Here is a 20,782-nt window from a genome sequence, read left to right as displayed (position 1 = left end):
ATTTACACCTCTTTTCGCACAGGTGGTCTGGTATCAAAGGCATGGAGCAGTTCTTCAAATACAGGGTGGAACTGTATCACACCGACACGACCATATAAATCACTGATAAGGCATTGCCCGTTTTCCAAATCACGCAATCGCTTCTGATTGTTTTCGTCCTCTGGGTCTACACCAAAAAAGGCTAAGGTCTTTTTAATCTCGTTAAGGTCAGTGGAACGAAATGCAAATTTTAAGCCGAGGTTATTTTTCAGTTTTTCATCTAAGAGGTCGTCTGTATTTTGGGTCACGAAATATACCCCAGCGTTCATAGCACGACCAGCCCGAACCAGCTTCATAGATAGTGTTTTTCCTTGTGCTACCTGTAAAAAGCTCCATGCTTCGTCTAAATCTACAATCTTGAAAATGCTTCGGTCTGTATGGATAAAGTCTAAAGCAAAGGTACTAATGACAATCAGCATAGCAACGGATAAAAGCTCCATAGTGGTATATTCCTCAAAGGAAGTTTCCTTGTCGGGAAGTACCAAGTCCGCAACCTGTATAATGTTCAGTTGTTTTTCTAAGCTGATAGACTGCTCCACATAACCATTACTGAATAATAAATGTGCAAAGTCATAGTCTGTAAAACTTTCGATATGGTCGGCTATACTGGTACTTAGTGGCGTATTCTCAACCCGTAATTCCTCAATCACTTTCATCAACCCTCGTACTTCACTATTGGTTACTGCACGAATGGCTTTTCTAAGGATTGGGAAGCGTTCCCCATCACGAGAGGAAATCCCCGTAAGGAATGTCAGAATATCAATAGCCAGTGATTCAGAATCTTTGGGATTTTTCATAATCACATAAGGGTCAAGTAAGCCTTTGTTTTTCTCATCAGAAGTCAGAGTGACGATATTGATTTCATGGGAAATCTCTGGCAAGGTTTCTTTCCATCTGCCACGTTCTGCTTTTGGGTCTACAATCACTGCTTGTGCCCCATAAAGCACCGCATAATAGACGATAAGGTTATTCGCAAAGGATTTACCACCACCCAGCGAACCAACAAAAGCCGACGCTAACGCATTGGTTACTGAACCCTTAACCCCTTGACTGGCAAGAGCAGGTTTCAGATAGACATTGCGTCCAGTATCTAAGCTGTAGCCAACATAAATCCCCTCATTTTCCCCCAGCATTTGAGTAGCACCAAAACCTAAACCAGCGAGGAAATCAGAGGTCACGTATTGAATATAATCATTCATATAACGCTTGCTGGCAGGTAAAAATTCTTCATGTAAGCCGAGCATATCCCCAAATGGTCGTACCAGTTTTACGCTTAAATCGTCATAAAAATCTTTCACTTCATTACAACGACGTTTGAGTTCGTCAAGATCATTTGCTGATACCCTTACCACATAAGACAGCTTGTACATAGATTCCTTGCTTTGGTCTAAATTGGTTTCCAGCTCATTCACACTTTCCAGAGCTTCCGCCACATTGGAGCTGGTTTCATTATCACTTTGCCAAGCGTGGTTATCCAAGTCTTTCAGTTCTTTCTTTTTATTGCGGACAGTAGATAGGGCTTTACGATTCGCTACAATTTCCACATTCATTGACGTATCAATCGGGAATGTAAATTGCTGTTGCTGGTAGTAGAAGATTTCAGAGGACGGGAAGTCCAGTTCTCCGACAATGCTGTTAATGGTAAAGTAAGCTACATAGACGGTTTCATCTTCCTGCTGGATTTTCAAATATCGCTGTTTTTCTTCCACCAAACAGCGAGTAGGCTTAATCAAGTCATAGTATTTAATCAGCGTTTCATTATCCAGCTTTTTCTTTGATAGATGGTACTCATACTCTTCATAGGCAGTGCCTGTCTGTCCGTAAAGGTGTTCAATCAGATAGCCGAAGTCGTCCTTATCTAACCTGCGGATTTTGAAACGACGAGAGATTTTATTTTCTAAGAGCTTTTCCATCTTCTGAAAACGCAGGATTTCATCATTACTCATACTAACAAAATCGCCCATCAGCTTATGGTTCACATCATAGACAAAATCAGACAAAGCATTTTTTGCTTCAACGGTAAGACTTTTCATAGAAAACTCCTGATCGTTGAGAAGCAACTTAAAGCCGATAAAGAAACGGTAGTTCACTTGATTTTCGCCAATCATGGATATTAAAGCGTCTGTCTGTTGGTCGATTTTGTCATAGGCAACCGCTTTGAGCTTGCCAGTGACTTCATTTTTGGAACGCTCTTGTGCAGAACGTATGCTGGATTCTGTACTGATTTGTAAAGCATGAATTTTGCCATCACGATTTTGTGCGATAAGCTGTCTGAAAGAATCATGCACTTGTATTTTCTGTTCTGGACTTAGAAATGAGTAATTGTAAGGAACAAGCTCATAGTAAGCATAACATTCCCCGTCTTTATTCCAGACGAGATTGTTTTCAATGTATTTAATTGGATATGCCATAAAATTCACTCCTAACTGCTGTAATGGCTTCTTGTGGCTGGTTTCTGCCAAGCGTTACTTTTTTTCCTGCATAGGTCAGCTTTGGTCGCAGTGCATAAGCAATGACAGACTTCAAAAATCCATAAGGCTTTTTACCATCAAAAGTTTTTGTAGACATAAACCATGTGAAAGCCACAGGAATCCCAAAGTATTTGAGAAATGCTCCCTCTATCATGGAAAGAGGGGGCAAGTTGCCAAGTATCATCACTGCAAAGAGTGACACGACAAACCATGTCATTTGCGTAAAGGTTATGGGAAACGGAAGTCTAAAATCATTGATAGAATACAGTACCTTTTCCACAGACCAGATACTGGTATAGCTTCGTATTTTCTTCATGTAATCAATCCTTTCATAAAAAATAGGGGTAGCTGATTGAGCCACCCCGTAAAATAGAAAATCTGCCAGTAGTAATGTACCGACAGATTTAATAGACGATTTCAAAAATCCCATGATTGGTTGAGATAAACGTTCCTGAAAGGTCTAAATCCCGACCATAGGCTTGATAATCAATATAGTTTTGAAGACTAGCTGGTACTTCGCCTAAAGCACCCGTTTCTTCAATGTAGTAGCGTGCCACGTCATACATATCATCACAATCGGAATGAATGATAATATCCTCTTGATGTTCGCTTAGTTCTTCAATGCTTGAAAAATGAGTGAGCAGAGCAGATAGCTCCGATTGTAATTCTTCGGGTAATTCCGATACCATTTCCCATAGTCGATTGAGTTCGCCAATGGAAGTGTATTCGTCAACCGTAAAGGGTAACTCGTAGTCATGAATGGCGTATTCCTCATATTCATCATTCAAGCCGATTTTCTCTTTGACTTCCTCAAAGTCAATGGGAAAGGTAAACCACGCACCGACCAATTCGCCCTCATTGTATTTGCCTAAATTCGCAATATAGACTTGCATATCGTCCATATATTCACGTCCTTTCTTTGTAGAGATTCAAAAATCCCTACCGCACTTCGTTTGGTGTACCATTCCTTTGCGGAACATAAGAAAACCACTTATATTCCACAAAAGAACGGTTTTATTTAAGCACCAATAATGCGATTGAATAGCTCTAGTAAAATGTCTTTTACTCCAGCAGCGTTGAAGACTAAGCCAACCGCAATAATCGCAATAATTAAAAAGCCAATCAGTTTGCTAAACTCACGCTTGAAGCCAAGATACAAGCCAATCACAACGATTGCTAAAAGCACCAGTGATTGAGCGTTTGATAGAAACCAGTTATAAAGGTTTTGTCCAAAATTCATAAAAATGTTCTCCTCTCTATATTCAATGAATTTGTATTTGAGTTATTTTTTTGTTGTTATCACGTCCTGTTCTTTTACTGACTGTTGCTTCAAAATCTGCTTGTGTCGGTCTGTCAGTTTCGCATGGTCGAGAATGTCTTTTACAACCTGCGTCTGGTTGATTTCATCAAGTTTAATCGCAACCTTTAAGGTCGGGGCAACTTGATGAGATAGCCAGTTCAGCGTCCTTTGGAAGGAGTAAGGCTCTGGTTTTGTGGTTAGTTTTAATCGTTCACGATTGTTCCCAATAAACCAAGCCCATTCTTCATTCAGTTTCCAATCAGAACGAGGTTTGGAATCGTCTTTATCTACAAAACGGATATACCGATTGATAATTTTAAAGGCGGTATGCTCTGGATTGTCATAGACGAGTAAATCACGGACTGCATAATAGGCACGCTCATTTTTCAATCGAATCTCAAAACGGTTTTTTACTTCTGCGTCTTCAATGGGAATATCATTTTTCTTGTACTGCTCGTAGTCCTTTTCATAGATACAGAAATAAACTTCACTTTGTAATGAACCGATATAGAGGGTGTTTCCCATACATTCCTTTTCCTCTTTGCGTACCAGTTCGCCACTGCGATAGCTTTTAAAACTGCGGAAGACGGAGATACATTCTTCCTGTTGGCACTTTTCAGTGAGTACAGGGATATTTAAAATCCCTGTCTTATCGTTAATGGCAAGGTCAAGGCGTTTCATCACACCGCCAGCCACCAAAACGTCCATAAAGAACTCATACCAGCTTCTTTGTTGTGCCAGAAGATAGCTTTCAAATTGTCTGCACCCACGACCTTTCAATTCCACCAGAACTCCTTTGTCCAGTTCATGGGAGCAAAGGACGAATATGTCGCCTAAAGCATAATGCTCTGAATAAGAATAGAAACCATAGTCCTCATGAAGAAAATAGGACAGTTTCAGTTGTAAGATGTTTTCGACCACCTGCTGTACGTCTGTTGTCGGAAAGCGAATTCTTACATAATCAAACAGCATTTCAAGGGGAGCGTCGGGATTGAAGCGTTCCAGAGCTTCCCAAAGGGACTGCTGTAAATCCTCTGATGGCTTGACTTTTCCTGTTTCAATATCGCTTAGATACTGCCTTGTAATACCAGTCGCAACAGCTAAACGGTTTTGAGATAGTCCATAAGCCAAGCGTTTTTCTTTTAAATGCTGTAACCAAGTTTGTTCATTCAGTAAAAATCCCTCCAATCAAAAAGGCGTATGTCAACTTTTAAAGCCCATTTGACATACGCTGAAATTTTGTAAATCCCTTGTAACCAAAGGATTTTCTAATGTTTTTTTGACTGTTTCCTGTCGATTTGTACCCCCCTGTTAGATACGGGGGGTTAAGTGCTGGCGTGGCTATTGCCACACCAGCCAGCAAGATCAGTCCACACCTGCGACTTCCGCTTCGCACGTCGCCTGCGTGGACTGTCTGCTGTTGGATAACTTTTTAATTTCCTCCAAGAAATCATATCCTTTTGGTACAAGGGGAGTATAAAACTCTGATATGACACTTGTTCCTACATCAACATAGCCACGACCTTTGATTCGCTTTAAGAAGAAATCCTTTTGTACGTCACTGCCAAACATCATGCCATAGCCCATTTCAGACATACGACCTAAAGCCACTCTGAAATTAAACTGATCACGGATTCCGTCGCCTAAATATTTTGCGTCTGGACGTTGACAAGCCAGTATTAGAAAGAAGCCAGCTTGACGACCTAACATGACAATCTGTTTCAGCTTATTCATAACTGCGGTGTTTTCTTTTGTTCCCAGCATTTCCATGAAAGCGACGTATTCATCAAAGATTAAGAAGTGTGCCGGGAGACCTAAGTAAGCATAATTTTTGCCAGTCTTATAGTTCTTCATCTGCTTCATTTCCTCACTACGTTTCATCATTTCTTCATAGAATGTTTCAATGCAAGAAAGCAAGTCTTCTTTTCTATAGTAGACATTTGCCATCACAGAACCTAAGTCCGCAAGATCAGCATTTTTCGGGTCAAGAATATACAGTTTTGAATCTGTATGAAGCAAGGCTTCAATCAGTGTCAGTATAAAGTAAGTTTTACCGCCACCTGTACCACCAGCAATCAACATATGAGGGAGCTTATCATATTCCCACCATACGTTTTTCATTAAGCGAAGTTTACCATCTTTAGCTTCTACTTCATCAATAGAAATACGACTGGCTATGGTGTCATAGAGCAAAGTATATTCCACATAGGAATCCTTTAACTCTTTATCCGTCAGCTCACAGTACAAGCCACTCTCTAATTTCTTTTCCAAGTGTAAGAGTTGGTCTTGATATTTTCCCAGCGTGATTTCCACCCGTATCTGTATCAAGCCATTTTTAAGTCGATAATACATTTTAGGGAAGTAGGTTATCTTTTCCTTTGTACGACCAGCACTATCTTTAAAGAAACCCTCTGTTTTGACCTGTTCAGATTCATACCACTTGTTTTCAAGTATCATCTTTGCCAGTTTTTGACGGTGGTAAAGTTGTTTAACCGTATCATAGCGAACCCGTTTGAATACAAACGCTACCAGCAAGCAGATAAGAATTGCGACACTGAAACTGATAATTAAATAGGGAATGTCAATCTTATCTGCTTGTGATAGGTTAAAATCCTGCCAGTTGATCTGCTGGATTGTCTTCACATGAAACAGTCCGACAACCAGCAGGAAAACAGGCAGGAGTGACGCTATCGTAAAATGAAAGACTAAATCTTTACCAGATGGGCGAATCCTTTTACCACGCTGTTTCATGCGAAAAAGTCTCCTTTCTACCTAGCGACTATTTGTCTTGTGTCGGTTCTTTCTTTGCTTGTGGTTGAGCTTTGAATGAACTAGAATCCTTTGTCAGCACAATATCGTCTGCCTTGATATACCAGTCAACATCTGCTCCTTGATAGGTGGCAGTAGCAACGGTGTCCGCAATGGGATTGATAAGTTCCACCCGTGCGTTATAATCAAACTCTTTCAAAGGCACGCTGGCAGGAATACTTACTTGAATCATGCGTCCTTGTCCTTTGGATTTTAAGTCATAGGTACGTTCCTTGATTTCATCTGAAACCGACCCGTCTTCATTTTGGATTCTCACTTCACGACGTAGAGCAGAGAATTTCAATTCTCCAAAAGTCGTGTCTTTATCTAATACAATGCCATTTGCTAATCTCATCATTTTTCCTCTCTTTCTTTATTCTTTTATCATGTCGTCAGCATGTAAAAGGTAATTTGTAAAACCACGAGTGCCGATTTTGTAGCCCTCTGCGGTAATACGTGGATTGACTAACTTCACACGTTCCTCAAAGCCGAAATGTTTTTCGCCAGCTTCAGCAGGAAGCACCACCACAATATCATCTGCTCTTTGAACATCAGAATAGAGATTATAGCTTCTTGATAAGACAGTTAGCCGTCCGTTGATTCTTCGCTGAACGACTTTATCCTCGCCAGCAAATTCTAAATTGCCGAATGTTTTTTCCATGTTGGGAATCACAAATTTAAGTTCCATATTTTTACCTATCCTTTCTTTTTTATTGGCTGAATGAATGTTTGATGGTCTTAAAGAGTGGGGAACGACCTTTTGATTCTTGATTTTTTGTTTTCATAAGTTCACTTCCTTTCAAAATCGGGTAAAAAAATAGACACCTCATTTTTTGAAGTGTCTACCTATTAAATATTCAAATTTTATTGGAAGTATCTTTATATCTTCACTTTTCAAGGATAAATCGTCGTATCAAAGCTCATTCATAAGTAGTAAATTAGTAGTAAATTGAGTGGTTTTGACCTTGATAAAGTGTGATAAGTCCAGTTTTTATGCGGATAACTAGATTTTTATGCTATTTTTATTAAACAAAAATAGCAAAAATAGCAAGCACAGTAAGTGCATATGCACTTACTAAAAATGAAATAAGAATACTACGATTATATCACTTATTTTTTCCCATTTTACTTGTTGGGGAATATCCCCAAACCCCTAGATTTATAATAATTAAATTCAGCAACAAACGCTTATAATAGCCCCAACGTAAACTTGAATATTCCCTCAAAAAGTGATACAATATGAATGATAAAAATTTAAATCAGGAGATTTCCAGACGAAATATATAGAATAAATTAAACCTGTAAGTCAAGTAATCCTACTTGAATTTACAGGTTTTTCTTTTTTATTTCTATTAATAAATTTATTAGGTAGACGAACTTCAATGAGGTTTACTACGAGCTCTATATATACAATTATTATCCCATAATAAAGAGGGATTGAGAACAAAATGTAGTATTTTATTACTACAACTATAATATACGAGGAGGTTAAATTATGACAAGTAGATTTAGGAATAACGGAATCTATTTAATGTTATCTGATGAGGAGTTAGAATTGTTAAATGAAAAATATAAAGCATCTAAGTGTAAAACTCTTAGGCAATTTATTATGAAATGTATTTTAGAAAAAGATATTTATGTATTAGATATGGATGTCTTTCGTGAAATGTCAACAAATATAAGTCGTACTTCAAATAATATAAATCAAATTACTAAAAGGGTAAATACTACATCAATTATATATAAAGATGATGTAGAAGATTTAAAAATCTTATTAGAAAATCAGGCAAAAGATATTTTCTCTATACGTAAAAAAATATACTCTCTTACTAATTCTAATAGCATAAATACTGAGAAAGAATAATGGCAATTACTAAAATTCATCCTATAAAATCCACTTTAAAAGCAGCACTTGATTATATTATGAATAGTGATAAAACAGATGGAAAAATTCTAATTTCCTCCCTAAACTGTAACCCTATAACTGCTCATTTAGAATTTGAACAAACAAAAATAGAATGTAATTCTAAAGCAAAAGTTTTGGCAAGACATTTAATTCAATCTTTTTTCCCCGGAGAAACTACTGCTGAAGAGGCTCATCAAATAGGAATAGAACTATGCGAAAAAATCTTAAAAGGAAAGTATGAATATGTTCTTACTACCCATATAGATAAGGGACATATTCACAACCATATACTATTTAATAATGTTTCTTTTGAGACTGGTAAAGCATATCAAAGTAACAAAAAAACTTATCACCAAATTAGAAATCATAGTGATAATTTATGTAGAAAGTATAAGCTATCAGTTATAGATGAAGATTATGTAAAATTTAAGGAAAAGTATAAAACCAATGGTAAATCCTACAAAGAATATATTGAATTTAAGAAAGGAAAATCCTGGAAACATAAACTTCAAATCGCTATTGATCATACTATTAATAAAGCAAATAGCTATGAGAATTTCTTAAAGCTTATGGAAGAATATGGCTATGAAATTAAACTTGGAAAATATCTTTCTTTCAGGCATAAAAAACAAGGAGAAAAAGGGCGATTCATTCGTGCGAGAGAAACTACTCTTGGAAAAGATTATACAAAAGAGAAAATAAAAGAGAGAATTGAAAATAAGGTAAATGAAAATTACAAAAATAACAAAATTTGTTATGATAAAAAATCTTATAAGAAATTTGATAATATAATAGACACAGAAAGTAATGAAAAGGTTAAATCTTCTAAAGGTTATGAAATATGGGCAAGAAAGCATAACATGAATACTATGGCGAAGACCTTAAATCAGCTTAGAAAATACGGACTATCATCTAGTATGGATTTGGAAACTAAACTCCAAGAAGAGGCTGTTAATAGGCAAGAAATCCTAAATAAGATTAAAGATGTTGAAAAAGTTATGAGCAAAATTTACGCAGCTATTGAAGACATTAACACTATAAAAATAAATAAGGTTATCTATAAAACCTATAAAGAAAATCCAAATGATAAAGATTTTTATAGTGAATATAAGCCTCAAATTATCGCATATGAAAAAGCAATAAATACTTTAGAAAAGTGTCAATATAAAAATCCAAGTATAAAAGAGTTGTCAAAATTATATGATGAATACAAAAATAAAAAAGATATTCTTATGGATGACTACGCCAACGAGAATATCTTGATAAATGAATTGACTCAATTAAGAAAGAATACTGATAAGTATATTTATAATGAATTGTATAAGTAATTGGATCTATAAAAAAATGATAGGATAGTGTGGAAACTTTTCCACAGCCCCTTTCAAATATGAGCTCTCATTTTGCCTTTGCCAATAAAAATCGAGTAGGACTAAATATAACCCTCTCACACCATCGTACGTGCCATTAGACATACAAGTAGTTCAATGCAAATAATAATCAAAACAGCTTTAAAGTCCTCTCTTTTTGAGGATTTCTTTGTTTATATAGTACAATCCTGTTATGTTAGTTACAACTTAATAATAGTCGCCAAACCCCTAGGACTGTTTTCCATCTACAGTGGGACATTTAATTTTCTTTTAATCTTTTATAATGAATTCTCGTGTTCCCTAGCCTTCCAACTCTCTTTTCTTTTTCAGACTTCAAATCCAAAACATTTTAGCTTTGTTGGTTTAATAACTTTGAATTTTGTTGCATTTATTTTAATCCTAACTTCTTTTCTATACATTGGTTACTAAAACTATTACTCTATTTGCCACTACACTGTTTGCTACTGTTAGTATACTGTAATCTACATATCTAACCAACCTTAATATCATATTCATGTTCATCAAGTCAGGTCGTTCCTCTCTTCCACATATCTCCATGTGAAATTTCAGGATTGCTATGGAATTCGTCGACAAATACGCTATTTAGGAACTTTCACCCCAGTATTGGAACTTGCCCGTTATACAAAAAATTTTGATACTAATAATTTAGTTAATATCAAAATTTTAAATACCATTATATTTTAAAAAAACAATTAATACTAAACTTATAAAAATAGCACTAATAAAAGCTATCCAAAAAATAAATTTATCTACTTTAAACTTAGATTTAAATTTTTTTAAAGCTAAATTATATATTCCCACGCCCAATACACCACCTAATGTATTATTAATTATATCAGTTATATCAAATACTCCAATTGACAATGCGTACTGTAAAAACTCTATAGCTAAACTAAAGAAAAATACAAAAAGAATACTTTTTAAATTGTTTTTACGAAATAAAATAGATCTAATCATAATTCCCAAAGGTAAAAAAATGAGTATATTTGATACCATCTCATCAAAAATAACTTTAATATTAACTGTATTGTCATAATAAAATGGTAGTAAATTTATTTGTCGCTCAATCAATAAATTATTGATTGAAAATGTCATTTTAAATACTACAATAAAGATTAACCAAATTATATAGTATACAGTTAGCACTTTCATCCCAACTGAAATATATTGATTTTTCAATTTCATAATTAATTCCCCTTCAATCTATTAAAGTCACTTAAATTCCTTATTATACATTAACTTATATCTATTACAGTTTTCAATTAAATCATCGTGACTCCCATCACCTACTATTTTTCCATTATCCATCACAATAATTCTATCAGAATTCATCGCACATCTTATCCTATGGGTGATATATATAATAATCTTATCATTCGAATTATTTAAAATATTATCAAATATGATTTTTTCAGAAATTATGTCTAATGACGAGCTTGGCTCATCAAATAACAATAGACTTGATTTTCTATACATAGTTCGTGCTATTGCAATTTTTTGCCATTGTCCGCCTGAAAGTTCCTGCCCATTTTCAAACCAATTACCTACTACTTTATTAATATTATATTTACCATCATTTTTTAAAAATTTTGCATCAGCACTATTTAATGCTGTTAGAATCGAACAGTCGTCTTCATTTCTATCAATTTGCCCTAATATAATATTCTCTTTTATTGTCCCCTCATATTTCAAATAATCTTGAAATAATGAACTAATCTGTGTTCTATAAGATTCTATTTCAATATCATCAAATTTCATCCCATTAATTAAAAACACACCTGAATCTGGACTATACAATCCAGCTAAAATTTTTAGAAGTGTACTTTTTCCTGAACCATTTTCCCCAATTATTGCAATGGATTCTCCTTTTTTTATCTTTAAAGAAATGTCTTGCAGAGCTAAACTATTATCATCATAAGAAAAGTTTATATTAGATAACGATATTACATTAATGTCTTTTATTGATCTTAGTATAGTTTTTGTCTCTACTTTTAAATCGTCAGTTTTAAATTCAAGAAACTCTTTAAGTAAATTTATATATAAATTTGAATTAATAATATTGTATACACTGGTTCCTGTTTCATTTAGAGAACCTTGAAATATAACAATTGTGCTTATGTACACCATAGCAGTTCCAATTAAAAATTCTCCATTATACGTTTTAAATGCAAGTTCTTTAAAAATATATAAATTAATAAGAACTTGAAAAAAATTTATAACAATTATTAATAAAGCTTTCAATTTTTCAATGCTATTATTTTGATTAATAATAGTATCTGTAATTTCTTTATACTTACTAATAAAATAATTTTTTAACCTAAAAGTTTTTATCTCCTTAAAAGCAATATCGTGAGTTAATAAAAAAGAATAATACCAACTTTTCCTCTCTAAAGTACTTCTTCTATTTCTTATATTAAATTCTAATTTACCTATTTTTATTTCTCCAAACACTGATATTATGGTAACTGCAAACAAAAGAATAACCAAAAAATAATTCCATTTAATTAATACATACATAGCTATAATAGTTTGCGTTAAATTAAAAAGCAAATTAATAACTGACATCAATATTTCATATGGCTTTAATGTAGCATCTTGCTCTATTCTGTTCAAAATATCGTAAGTTTTATTATCTTCAAGTTTTTTTAAAGGCAAATCAGCACATTTTCCCATTACTTTCCTCATGGAAGAATAAGTAACTTCATTACTTAACCTTTGTAAATAGTAGTTTTTAATATTATCTACTATTACAGATATAAATTGTAAAGATAAATATATAAGTATAAGTATTATAATATTATCAAATCTAGTGGAATGAATTTGAATTATATTAATTATTGTTTGTCCTAATTTAAGAACTAAAAACGGAAAAACACCACTTACAATTGACAATATTATAGTAATCGCAAAAGAATTTTTATCTACTTCATAAATCATCTTGAATGCTATTTTTATACATTCAAGATGATTTATTTTATCCTTACCCATATATTTATCCTCTACTTCCCATTAAAATATTTATTGCTCTATTTTGTTATATGATTTTATACTTAGCAATAAATACAGAGCAATATTAATTAAAGCCATTATTACTAGAAACTTTGGAACCCATAAAATTTTACCTGGCAACTTAACAAATTCAAATTTTTGATACTGTTCAATTAAGCTATTTTCTGCAGTACCTAATCCCAAAGACGGCAAAAAATAAAATATTGATTTAAACTCAGTTTTTCCATACAATAATGATGGAATAAAAAATAAAGCACACGATATGGCTGTTGAAACCATAGAAACTTTTGAATTTATAGCGACAAATATTGACATCATTGAACTTGCAATAGTAAATAATATACTTAACAAAAATACACTTAATATAACTTTACCTATAGTTAAATTAGATATTGACAGTTGATTAAATAGTAACATTTGAAAAGATGAGTCTAAACCACTAGTGTAAATATATTTAATAGTGCCATAATAAATAGATATATTTAATATCAAATAAAGCGATATAATACTTGCTAAGGCAAGTATCTTGCTGCAAATATATTTATTTCTTCCATTTCTAGTTGTTCTAAAAATTGAATCTAGGTAATTTTCTTTATCTTCAACAATGCATTGTGATGAAATCAATATACATATTAATGATAATACTGTTACAAATATCATTACGAAAAATAGTGTATCTTCACTAAAATACCCTGCATAATAATATGGTTTATTAACCTCTTCATATTTTTTTAGAGCAAATTCTGTTATCTTGTCGTTGTTATATTTCTGTTCTATGTCTTTTTTCAACGCATCATTACAACTTTGATAAAAATTTAAATCTTTTTCTGTATCAAGTTCGTTTACATCAAGTAAACTTCCAGATGTTGTAATTGTATATGGGTATGTTATTACTCTTAATATAGGATCAAATTTCGATATATTTTTTTTAGCATCCTCTGATAAATTTTCTCTACTGTTTACATTTTCATTATTTAATATTTCTTTATAAGATTTTACTACTTTAGTTATTTTTTCTTCTGTCAAATAACCTATAGAATCTTTACTATCCTCATTAAAGTGTTCTATAGCCTCTTTACCAAAATAAGTAATTGTATCTCCAGAACTTATATCATCATATTGTATACTTACATAAGTAATAAATGATATCAAAAAAGTAAAAACTAAACCCATGCCCAAAAAGACTCTTACCGATTTTTTAAATAAAAATCTTTTAAGTTCCTGTATATATATATTCATAATCTATAAACTATACCTCCCTTACAGCTTTGACAAAGCAAACTAGTCTTATTATTTATAATTATTATAGAAGCCCACAAAATATAGACTAAAATTTCTATATATTGTGAGCCTCTATGATTCATCATTAATATGATGCTCTTGGAGTTTTTAAAGCGCGAACTCTGTTACCAGTTCTATATTCTCCTTTACCGCCACAACCACAGCCACAATGAATACAACTATCATTGTTGCCACGATATCCAGCAAAACCTGTTGAACACATGCATGCTTGTGGTTGAGCTCCACTGCCCGGATGTCTTCCTATAGGATTTATAAATTTCACATTCTCACCTCCTTCTCAATTATTTAAATATATATATACATATATACTTATCTAATTCATATCATTTTTACTGAAACTCAATTTCGTTAAATTCCTTGAGTACATCTGGATTTTCTTCCAATATCTCATGATATTTTATCAAGCTATCTAATAAATATTTTCTTTCACTTCTACAAGAATTATGTCTATAAGAAAAATGTGTGCCATATTGATCATAGCAATTTACATAACATAAAGTACATAAATTAATAGCCCAACAGTCTTTGCAATATTTGCTAGATTCTTTAATAAAATCATCAAAATATAATTCTTTTATTCTTTTTTCATCAAACCCTTTATGTACATTTCCTATCTCTGGAATATCTCCTACCTTTTCACAAATTTTGAAATTTCCGTCTACTGTAACATATATTCGTCTTTCTCCAGGGACACAACAACCATTCATCCCATATTTTTTAACAGGCTTTTCAGATAATAATCTTTTGTGTATAATCATCATAGCCTTATCTACATCAGCATCTGTAAATATTTCATTAGTATTATCTTTATTCCTTATTTTATTTTTTTCATCCCACGATAAAATTGGATCATAATAATCTTTTAAAATCATTCTTTCTTCATAAGATTGTGGTCTTGTATATATGCTTTCATGTGGTCCATAATCTATGGAAGATGTTAATATGTTTATATTCTTAGGCAACCAATCGCATTCATTTAAATAAACTTGTATCTTATCATACTTATTCTCATAATCAGGTCCTTCGATTACCATGTTTAAGGTAATGTTTTCTTTATTATTATATTTTTCTGCTGATCTCAATAAAATTTTTAATCCATTAATAGTTTTTTCAAAACTTCCCTCTCCAGTAACAAACAATCTATTTTTATTATGAAGTTCTTTATATCCATCTAAACTTACTATAATATTGAATTTATTCTTCATAATATAATCAGCAATTTCTTCATTCATTAAAGTAGCATTTGTTGTCATAGAATAAGTCATTTTATCAAATAACTTATTCGCATAATCTGTTGTTTTCTTTATAAGATCATAGTTTATTAAAGGTTCTCCACCATAAAATCCAATATGTCGTTCTTCAGAATTTTGTGAATGACTTTTCAAAAATTCTACAGCTTTTTTTGCAATTTCCCAATCCATATTCCTATGACCAAAAGCTCTATACTCAGGGTGAGATTCATTATAGATGCAATATTTACATCTTAAATTACATTTCTCTGTAACCTCTAAGGTAACATTTTGTATCTTATTATCTATTATCTCATCAATTTGTTCATAAGTTTTTCCAGTCAAACAATTAAATTTAGTTGCTGAGAGTATACTTTCTTTATTAATCGCATCTTTTATTTCACTTATAGCCTCACAAAATTCTTGTTCAGACATATCAAGTTTTATAAAATCCAAGAAATTTTCGCTCTCTAAAAATTTAGTTAAGACTTTATACACATTTTCATTTATTTGTGCTACTTTACCAGTACCACTATCATAATAGTAAAAATTATATTTTGTTTTAAATGTTTTGCCTAATCTCCCTGGATATTCTTCCTTACATAACTCTTTGTACTTATTTTCTAACTTTTCTTTTTCTAGGGTTATTAAGTCCATAATTACCTCCAATTTTTGAATACATCATTACTACTAAACTTGGTAAAATAATAATATATATTACAGCTGATATCATTATAAGACTTGATGAACTCATCCAATTTCCAAAAACATTTACAAAATTAAAATCAGCTATTTGATTTTGTAATGAATTGAGTAGTCCTACTCCTGAAGATGGAAAAATATAGTTTATAGCACTAATCATACCAATAGGAGAAATTATTGTTGGAAATACTGCTAATAAAATTGATTTCATTATGGATTCAACTTTTCTTTTACTTAATACAGAAATAATTAGTGTAGCAAGAATGGTTGAAATCAATATGATACTATTACAAATAAGCATATATTTATTAAACTGTCCAAAGTTCCAATTATGCAAACTTAAAGCACTAAACATCATCTGAACAGAAGTCTTTTTATACTCTGTTCCAAAAGCATAGTCTAATATAGAGCCTTGTATGAAGTTTCCTAAGAGCAAAGTTAATACCGAAATCGTAAGTATTGCTAGGATTTTATAGATGGCAAACTTTCTTCTGCCATATTTAGTTGTTTTAAATATATAATCTAAATCATTCTCACTATCTGACGAGAATATTGGAGCTGCTACTACAACCATTAAAATTATTATTATCGTATTATAAAATCCTCTATAATCATTTGCATCTGTACTATAATATCCATAATATTCATATGGAGTTTTTATTTTACCCAGTTCTTTTTCAGATTTTTCTATAATTTGATTCTGAGCTTTATTAGGATATTCATTTTCAATTACTTTATTTAGATAATCAAATACTTTATTGTAAAAATATTTGGTATCATTGATATCTATGCTTAAAACTGGAGGAAGGTTATTACTTTGAGAATCAGTGAATACTTCATTTACTTTCTTACTTATATGTTCTATAGGCATAAGCTTCTTTGTATTAATTTCAGGTTTTAATTCAGACCTATCAGTAACATTATATTCTCTTAGTATTTCTCTATATTTTTTTGTGCCATTATAAATTAAATCTTCTGTTATCTTTCCTGAATAAGGCTCTTTAGCTTTTTTAATATATTCTATTGCTTCTTTTCCTTTTAAATTTTTTACTTGATCTCCTTCTCCATAGGTAATTTTTGTAAAATTAATTGGAGCTATGGAAAGCAATATAGCAAGTAGTAATGAAAACAATATTATAATTTGATTTGATCTTATTGATAAAATCCTCTTTATCTCATTTAAGTAAATTTTCATTTTAATTCACCTTAAAACTTCTATCTTCTGGAAAGACCCATAAATAGAAGTCTTCTAGATGAGCTTTTGTTAATTTAGAATTATTTAAAACATCATCTTTATCTGATATGTATCTAATGAGTACGTTTCCATCATCTTGTTGTTTTACATTAACAACATTCAATTGTGTTTCTTTTTCTGCATATTCTCTATTTGATATAGATGCTTCGTATACCTTATTCTTAATTTTAGATATCAGTTCATCAGTTGTTCCAGAATATACAAATTTACCATCTTTCATAATTAAATTTGATGTTGATATATATTCAATATCAGAGACTATATGAGTCGAAAGCAAAACTATTTTATTTTTTGATATTTCCGTGATAAAATTTCTTAATTTTATTCTCTCACCAGGATCAAGTCCTGCTGTTGGTTCATCTAAAATTAATATTTTAGGATCATTTAAAATAGCTTGACATATTCCTACTCTCCTTCTCATTCCTCCTGAAAGCTTTACTACTTTTTTGTACTTGACATCAGATAAGTTTAATACTTCTAGGAGTTTATCAATCATTTCTTCTGTTTTGCTCTTGTCTATACCTTTTAAAGCAGCTACATATTGTAAAAATGAATTTACAGTAAACTCTGGAGCACAAATAAATTCTTGAGGTAAAAACCCTAACAAATTCCTATATTCTTCTCCTAATTTGTTGATTCTTTCCCCATTATATAAAATTTCGCCTTGACTCGGTGTACTAATTCCAGTGATCATTTTTATTAAAGTTGTTTTCCCAGCACCATTTGCACCTAAGAGTCCCCAAACACCTGGACATAACGTAGCTGATGCATTATCAACCGCTAATTTATCTTTAAATTTCTTACTTACGTTTTTAATCTCTAATTCCACTAAACTACCTCCCTTATCTTTTATGCTTCCTTATTAAAAAGTAAAAAATACATCTTCATGTTAGTGATAAAAATTTTACTCCTCTATGATTTTATTTTAATTGATACAATAAAAAAGTGTTTTAATATTCTATTGATTAATTCTTAAGATTTCATTAATTTTTAAAAAATAAAAAAACACCTTAATTATGTAGTTTTATACATAATTAAGGTGTAATCCTCATTTATTTTTTAATCTTACAATGACAATAACTTCATTATTAGAACTTTCTACCTCTATCTTACCCTCATGTAATTCAATAATTTCTTTTGCGATAGGTAAACCTAAGCCAGATCCCACTTTTTTTGAATTTCTTGCTAGATTTAATCTAGTAAATTTGTTAAACATATTTCTTATCTGCGCTTCTTCTAGTGTATCGGCCTTGTTAATAATTTTTAATATTACACACTTATACGTTTGATATATTTTAACTTTTATCTCTGTATTTGCATAAGAATATAAGATTGCATTTTTTAAAATATTCTCTAAGGCTCTTTTCATTTTATTTGGATCGACATTTACAAATATTGAGCCTTCACTTGAGATATTTATCTTATGATTATTCTCTTTCATCATAGGATAAAGCTCATCTTTTAATTGTATTAAAAAATATTCTAAATCAATTTTTTCTTTATGAATACTAAATTCACCATTATTTAATCTAGCAATTTCAAAAAATTGGTTTATAAGATCTTCTAATCCTAATGCTATTTCTAATAATTGTCTAATATATTTCTCTCTTTGCTTATTAGGCAAGTCTTTCATTTCATCGAGCATTGATAAATATCCAATGATAGATGTCAAAGGAGTTCTTAAGTCATGTGCTAAGTAGGTGATTAAATCATTATCTTCATTTTCTCTTTTTTTAAGCGTATATTCTATCTCTTTTTGTTTAAATTTTAATCTATTTATGGAATCTTCTAAAGTTTTATAAGGAGTCGGGAAACTAACAATATTCTCATCCAAATCGTCTATTTTTTTGCATAAGTCAATATAATCTTTCTCTAATTTTGAAAATTCTTTTATTATAATAATTAATATCCCCAATAATAAAATAACAAAAAAAATCAGATCCAATCTATTAACAAAAAATTCGTGTATTTCATTATTAAATCTAAAAATATTGCTATCTATTGCAAGCATACAACTCATTAGAATAAATAAAAATACCATAATTTTTATTACTATTTTTTTTAGTATATCTTTAAAATATTGATCTTTATCCAATTTTATACCCAACTCCCCATACAGTTGTTATTATATTGTTTTGCACTCCTAACTTTTCCCTAATATGTCTAATATGAACTGAAACCGTATTATTTTTTATATAATATTCATCCGGATATATTTTATAGAATAAATCTTCGGATCCTAGTACTTCAGATTTTTTCTCTAGTAATGATTTTAAAATAATAAATTCAATAGGAGTTAAATCAATTTCCTGTCCATCAACTAAAACTTCTCTTGATTTGATATTTAAATCCACATTTTGATAAGTTAAAATATTTCCTGTACCTTCTTTAGTTTTTAAATTATAATTATTGTATCTTCTTAATTGAGCCTTTACTCTAGCAACTAACTCTCCAGGTAAAAATGGTTTAGTTACATAATCATCCGCTCCAAAGGTTAAGCCCTTAATTTTACTTGACTCATCATCTTTTGATGTAAGCATAATAATTGGATAATTAAAAGACTCTCTAATCTTTTTGCATAAATAATATCCATCTTTATCAGGTAACATAATATCTAAAATCGCTAAATCAAATTCTTCTTCCTTAATATATCTAATTGCTTCCTCTGAACATGTTGCCTTTTTTATAATATAATTTTCATTTTCTAGATATATCTCTATTAAATCTAAAATACTTTCATCATCTTCTACTACTAATACTGAGTAATTCATAACTAAATTTCCTCCATTTTAAATCTATCACTTTTGTCAAAACAACTTTAAAAAAATAAAGAAATTTTTTAAGTAAAAGAATCAAGAAGAACAATACAACATCCTTTTAATGAATTAAATCTATCTTTCTAAATTTCTTAAATCTATAATTTTTGATTTAATATACATTTCTTTCGTTGTTTATAAATGTCTACTTATAAATAAGTATACCATTATTCTTTATCTCATTTCAATATCTATATCTACTATATTGATAATAGATTGTCTTTGCTGTCATCACATATACTATATCTTTTAAAAAGTTTTCGTCTGTTCTAGCCTTCTAATCGTCTTTTCTTTTTCAGACTTCAAATCCAAAACATTTTAGCTTGGTTGGTTTAATAACTTTGAATTTTGTTGCATTTATTTTAATCCTAACTTCTTTTCTATACATTTGGTTACTAAAACCATTACTCTGTTTGCTACTGTTAGTATACTGTAATCTACATATCTAACCAACCTTAATATCATATTCATGTTCATCAAGTCAGGTCGTTCCTCTCTTCCACATATCTCCATGTGAAATTTCAGGATTGCTATGGAATTCGTCGACAAATACGCTG

Annotated in this window: 21 protein-coding genes; 2 read left to right on the top strand and 19 right to left on the bottom strand. The window is 31.2% G+C overall.

From position 1 onward, the window contains the following. Window positions 1–2 precede the first annotated feature (2 nt). From tcpF to C7381_RS01680, 9 genes are all read right to left on the bottom strand, one after another. Window positions 3–2,450, bottom strand: a complete 2,448-nt coding sequence (gene tcpF / locus C7381_RS01720; protein WP_000331160.1) for a conjugal transfer ATPase TcpF — start codon at window positions 2,448–2,450, stop codon at window positions 3–5. Continuing rightward, on the bottom strand, window positions 2,434–2,826 hold the full coding sequence (locus tag C7381_RS01715) for a conjugal transfer protein (RefSeq protein ID WP_000723888.1): 393 nt from the start codon (window positions 2,824–2,826) through the stop codon (window positions 2,434–2,436). The genes tcpF and C7381_RS01715 overlap by 17 nt, the downstream gene beginning before the upstream one ends. Before the next feature lie 88 nt (window positions 2,827–2,914). Further along, on the bottom strand, window positions 2,915–3,412 hold the full coding sequence (locus tag C7381_RS01710; protein WP_000342539.1) for an antirestriction protein ArdA: 498 nt from the start codon (window positions 3,410–3,412) through the stop codon (window positions 2,915–2,917). A 116-nt stretch (window positions 3,413–3,528) separates the two neighbouring features. Continuing rightward, complete coding sequence (locus C7381_RS01705; protein ID WP_001009056.1) at window positions 3,529–3,750, bottom strand: hypothetical protein; 222 nt, start codon at window positions 3,748–3,750, stop codon at window positions 3,529–3,531. A 42-nt stretch (window positions 3,751–3,792) separates the two neighbouring features. Further along, the gene (mobT, locus tag C7381_RS01700) at window positions 3,793–4,998 is read right to left on the bottom strand and encodes a MobT family relaxase (protein ID WP_000398284.1); all 1,206 of its coding nucleotides are present in this window, start codon (window positions 4,996–4,998) and stop codon (window positions 3,793–3,795) included. 22 nt (window positions 4,999–5,020) lie between these two features. Then, on the bottom strand, window positions 5,021–5,173 hold the full coding sequence (locus C7381_RS01695) for a hypothetical protein (RefSeq protein ID WP_000879507.1): 153 nt from the start codon (window positions 5,171–5,173) through the stop codon (window positions 5,021–5,023). Between the two features lie 2 nt (window positions 5,174–5,175). Next, complete coding sequence (locus C7381_RS01690) at window positions 5,176–6,561, bottom strand: FtsK/SpoIIIE domain-containing protein (protein ID WP_000813488.1); 1,386 nt, start codon at window positions 6,559–6,561, stop codon at window positions 5,176–5,178. A gap of 28 nt (window positions 6,562–6,589) precedes the next feature. Beyond that, entirely contained in the window at window positions 6,590–6,976 is a 387-nt protein-coding gene (locus C7381_RS01685) for a YdcP family protein (RefSeq protein WP_000985015.1), read from the bottom strand. Between the two features lie 15 nt (window positions 6,977–6,991). Beyond that, a complete protein-coding gene (locus C7381_RS01680) occupies window positions 6,992–7,306 on the bottom strand; it encodes a YdcP family protein (protein WP_000420682.1) in 315 nt (104 codons plus the stop codon). Between the two features lie 807 nt (window positions 7,307–8,113). Between C7381_RS01680 and C7381_RS01665 the strand changes: the two genes are divergently transcribed. Both C7381_RS01665 and C7381_RS01660 read left to right on the top strand, forming a co-directional pair. Further along, window positions 8,114–8,482 carry a plasmid mobilization protein gene (locus C7381_RS01665; RefSeq protein WP_019107245.1) on the top strand — a complete coding sequence of 123 codons (369 nt, stop codon included), beginning with the start codon at window positions 8,114–8,116 and terminating at the stop codon, window positions 8,480–8,482. Next, a complete protein-coding gene (locus tag C7381_RS01660) occupies window positions 8,482–9,852 on the top strand; it encodes a relaxase/mobilization nuclease domain-containing protein (RefSeq protein WP_019107246.1) in 1,371 nt (456 codons plus the stop codon). Before C7381_RS01665 ends, C7381_RS01660 begins: the two co-directional genes overlap by 1 nt. Window positions 9,853–10,575: 723 nt before the next feature. Here the strand turns inward: C7381_RS01660 and C7381_RS01655 are convergent. The 10 genes from C7381_RS01655 to C7381_RS08645 all read right to left on the bottom strand — a co-directional run. Continuing rightward, on the bottom strand, window positions 10,576–11,097 hold the full coding sequence (locus C7381_RS01655; RefSeq protein WP_004812176.1) for a VanZ family protein: 522 nt from the start codon (window positions 11,095–11,097) through the stop codon (window positions 10,576–10,578). 27 nt (window positions 11,098–11,124) lie between these two features. After that, window positions 11,125–12,900, bottom strand: coding sequence for an ABC transporter ATP-binding protein (locus C7381_RS01650; RefSeq protein ID WP_022620836.1), 1,776 nt, complete (start codon window positions 12,898–12,900; stop codon window positions 11,125–11,127). 30 nt (window positions 12,901–12,930) lie between these two features. Continuing rightward, window positions 12,931–14,160: an ABC transporter permease gene (locus tag C7381_RS01645; protein ID WP_022620837.1), complete on the bottom strand. Its 1,230-nt coding sequence runs from the start codon at window positions 14,158–14,160 to the stop codon at window positions 12,931–12,933. Window positions 14,161–14,287: 127 nt separating this feature from the next. Continuing rightward, entirely contained in the window at window positions 14,288–14,485 is a 198-nt protein-coding gene (locus C7381_RS01640) for an Apre_1838 family putative sactipeptide bacteriocin (RefSeq protein WP_022620838.1), read from the bottom strand. A gap of 67 nt (window positions 14,486–14,552) precedes the next feature. Further along, a complete protein-coding gene (locus tag C7381_RS01635; protein ID WP_022620839.1) occupies window positions 14,553–16,109 on the bottom strand; it encodes a radical SAM protein in 1,557 nt (518 codons plus the stop codon). Continuing rightward, the gene (locus C7381_RS01630) at window positions 16,069–17,349 is read right to left on the bottom strand and encodes an ABC transporter permease (RefSeq protein WP_022620840.1); all 1,281 of its coding nucleotides are present in this window, start codon (window positions 17,347–17,349) and stop codon (window positions 16,069–16,071) included. Before C7381_RS01630 ends, C7381_RS01635 begins: the two co-directional genes overlap by 41 nt. Before the next feature lies 1 nt (window position 17,350). Continuing rightward, window positions 17,351–18,238: an ABC transporter ATP-binding protein gene (locus C7381_RS01625; RefSeq protein WP_012797171.1), complete on the bottom strand. Its 888-nt coding sequence runs from the start codon at window positions 18,236–18,238 to the stop codon at window positions 17,351–17,353. A gap of 219 nt (window positions 18,239–18,457) precedes the next feature. Next, the gene (locus C7381_RS01620; protein ID WP_022620841.1) at window positions 18,458–19,504 is read right to left on the bottom strand and encodes a sensor histidine kinase; all 1,047 of its coding nucleotides are present in this window, start codon (window positions 19,502–19,504) and stop codon (window positions 18,458–18,460) included. Further along, window positions 19,497–20,180, bottom strand: a complete 684-nt coding sequence (locus tag C7381_RS01615) for a response regulator transcription factor (protein ID WP_019107252.1) — start codon at window positions 20,178–20,180, stop codon at window positions 19,497–19,499. Before C7381_RS01615 ends, C7381_RS01620 begins: the two co-directional genes overlap by 8 nt. Window positions 20,181–20,582: 402 nt before the next feature. Continuing rightward, window positions 20,583–20,782 (bottom strand): hypothetical protein (locus tag C7381_RS08645; protein ID WP_222843774.1); only part of this gene is annotated, 200 nt, incomplete at its 5' end.

The sequence above is a fragment of the Ezakiella coagulans genome, from assembly GCF_003096635.1.
GTDB lineage: Bacteria > Bacillota > Clostridia > Tissierellales > Peptoniphilaceae > Ezakiella > Ezakiella coagulans.
Note: the sequence above shows the minus strand (reverse complement) of the source record. Positions and strands in the feature narration are given on the sequence as shown.

Bases quoted from the DNA above. Each gene is read 5' to 3' on its own strand.
- tcpF (WP_000331160.1), bottom strand. From the start codon at position 2,450: ATGGCATATCCAATTAAATACATTGAAAACAATCTCGTCTGGAATAAA.
- C7381_RS01715 (WP_000723888.1), bottom strand. From the start codon at position 2,826: ATGAAGAAAATACGAAGCTATACCAGTATCTGGTCTGTGGAAAAGGTA.
- C7381_RS01710 (WP_000342539.1), bottom strand. From the start codon at position 3,412: ATGGACGATATGCAAGTCTATATTGCGAATTTAGGCAAATACAATGAG.
- C7381_RS01705 (WP_001009056.1), bottom strand. From the start codon at position 3,750: ATGAATTTTGGACAAAACCTTTATAACTGGTTTCTATCAAACGCTCAA.
- C7381_RS01690 (WP_000813488.1), bottom strand. From the start codon at position 6,561: ATGAAACAGCGTGGTAAAAGGATTCGCCCATCTGGTAAAGATTTAGTC.
- C7381_RS01685 (WP_000985015.1), bottom strand. From the start codon at position 6,976: ATGATGAGATTAGCAAATGGCATTGTATTAGATAAAGACACGACTTTT.
- C7381_RS01680 (WP_000420682.1), bottom strand. From the start codon at position 7,306: ATGGAACTTAAATTTGTGATTCCCAACATGGAAAAAACATTCGGCAAT.
- C7381_RS01665 (WP_019107245.1), top strand. From the start codon at position 8,114: ATGACAAGTAGATTTAGGAATAACGGAATCTATTTAATGTTATCTGAT.
- C7381_RS01660 (WP_019107246.1), top strand. From the start codon at position 8,482: ATGGCAATTACTAAAATTCATCCTATAAAATCCACTTTAAAAGCAGCA.
- C7381_RS01655 (WP_004812176.1), bottom strand. From the start codon at position 11,097: ATGAAATTGAAAAATCAATATATTTCAGTTGGGATGAAAGTGCTAACT.
- C7381_RS01650 (WP_022620836.1), bottom strand. From the start codon at position 12,900: ATGGGTAAGGATAAAATAAATCATCTTGAATGTATAAAAATAGCATTC.
- C7381_RS01645 (WP_022620837.1), bottom strand. From the start codon at position 14,160: ATGAATATATATATACAGGAACTTAAAAGATTTTTATTTAAAAAATCG.
- C7381_RS01635 (WP_022620839.1), bottom strand. From the start codon at position 16,109: ATGGACTTAATAACCCTAGAAAAAGAAAAGTTAGAAAATAAGTACAAA.
- C7381_RS01630 (WP_022620840.1), bottom strand. From the start codon at position 17,349: ATGAAAATTTACTTAAATGAGATAAAGAGGATTTTATCAATAAGATCA.
- C7381_RS01615 (WP_019107252.1), bottom strand. From the start codon at position 20,180: ATGAATTACTCAGTATTAGTAGTAGAAGATGATGAAAGTATTTTAGAT.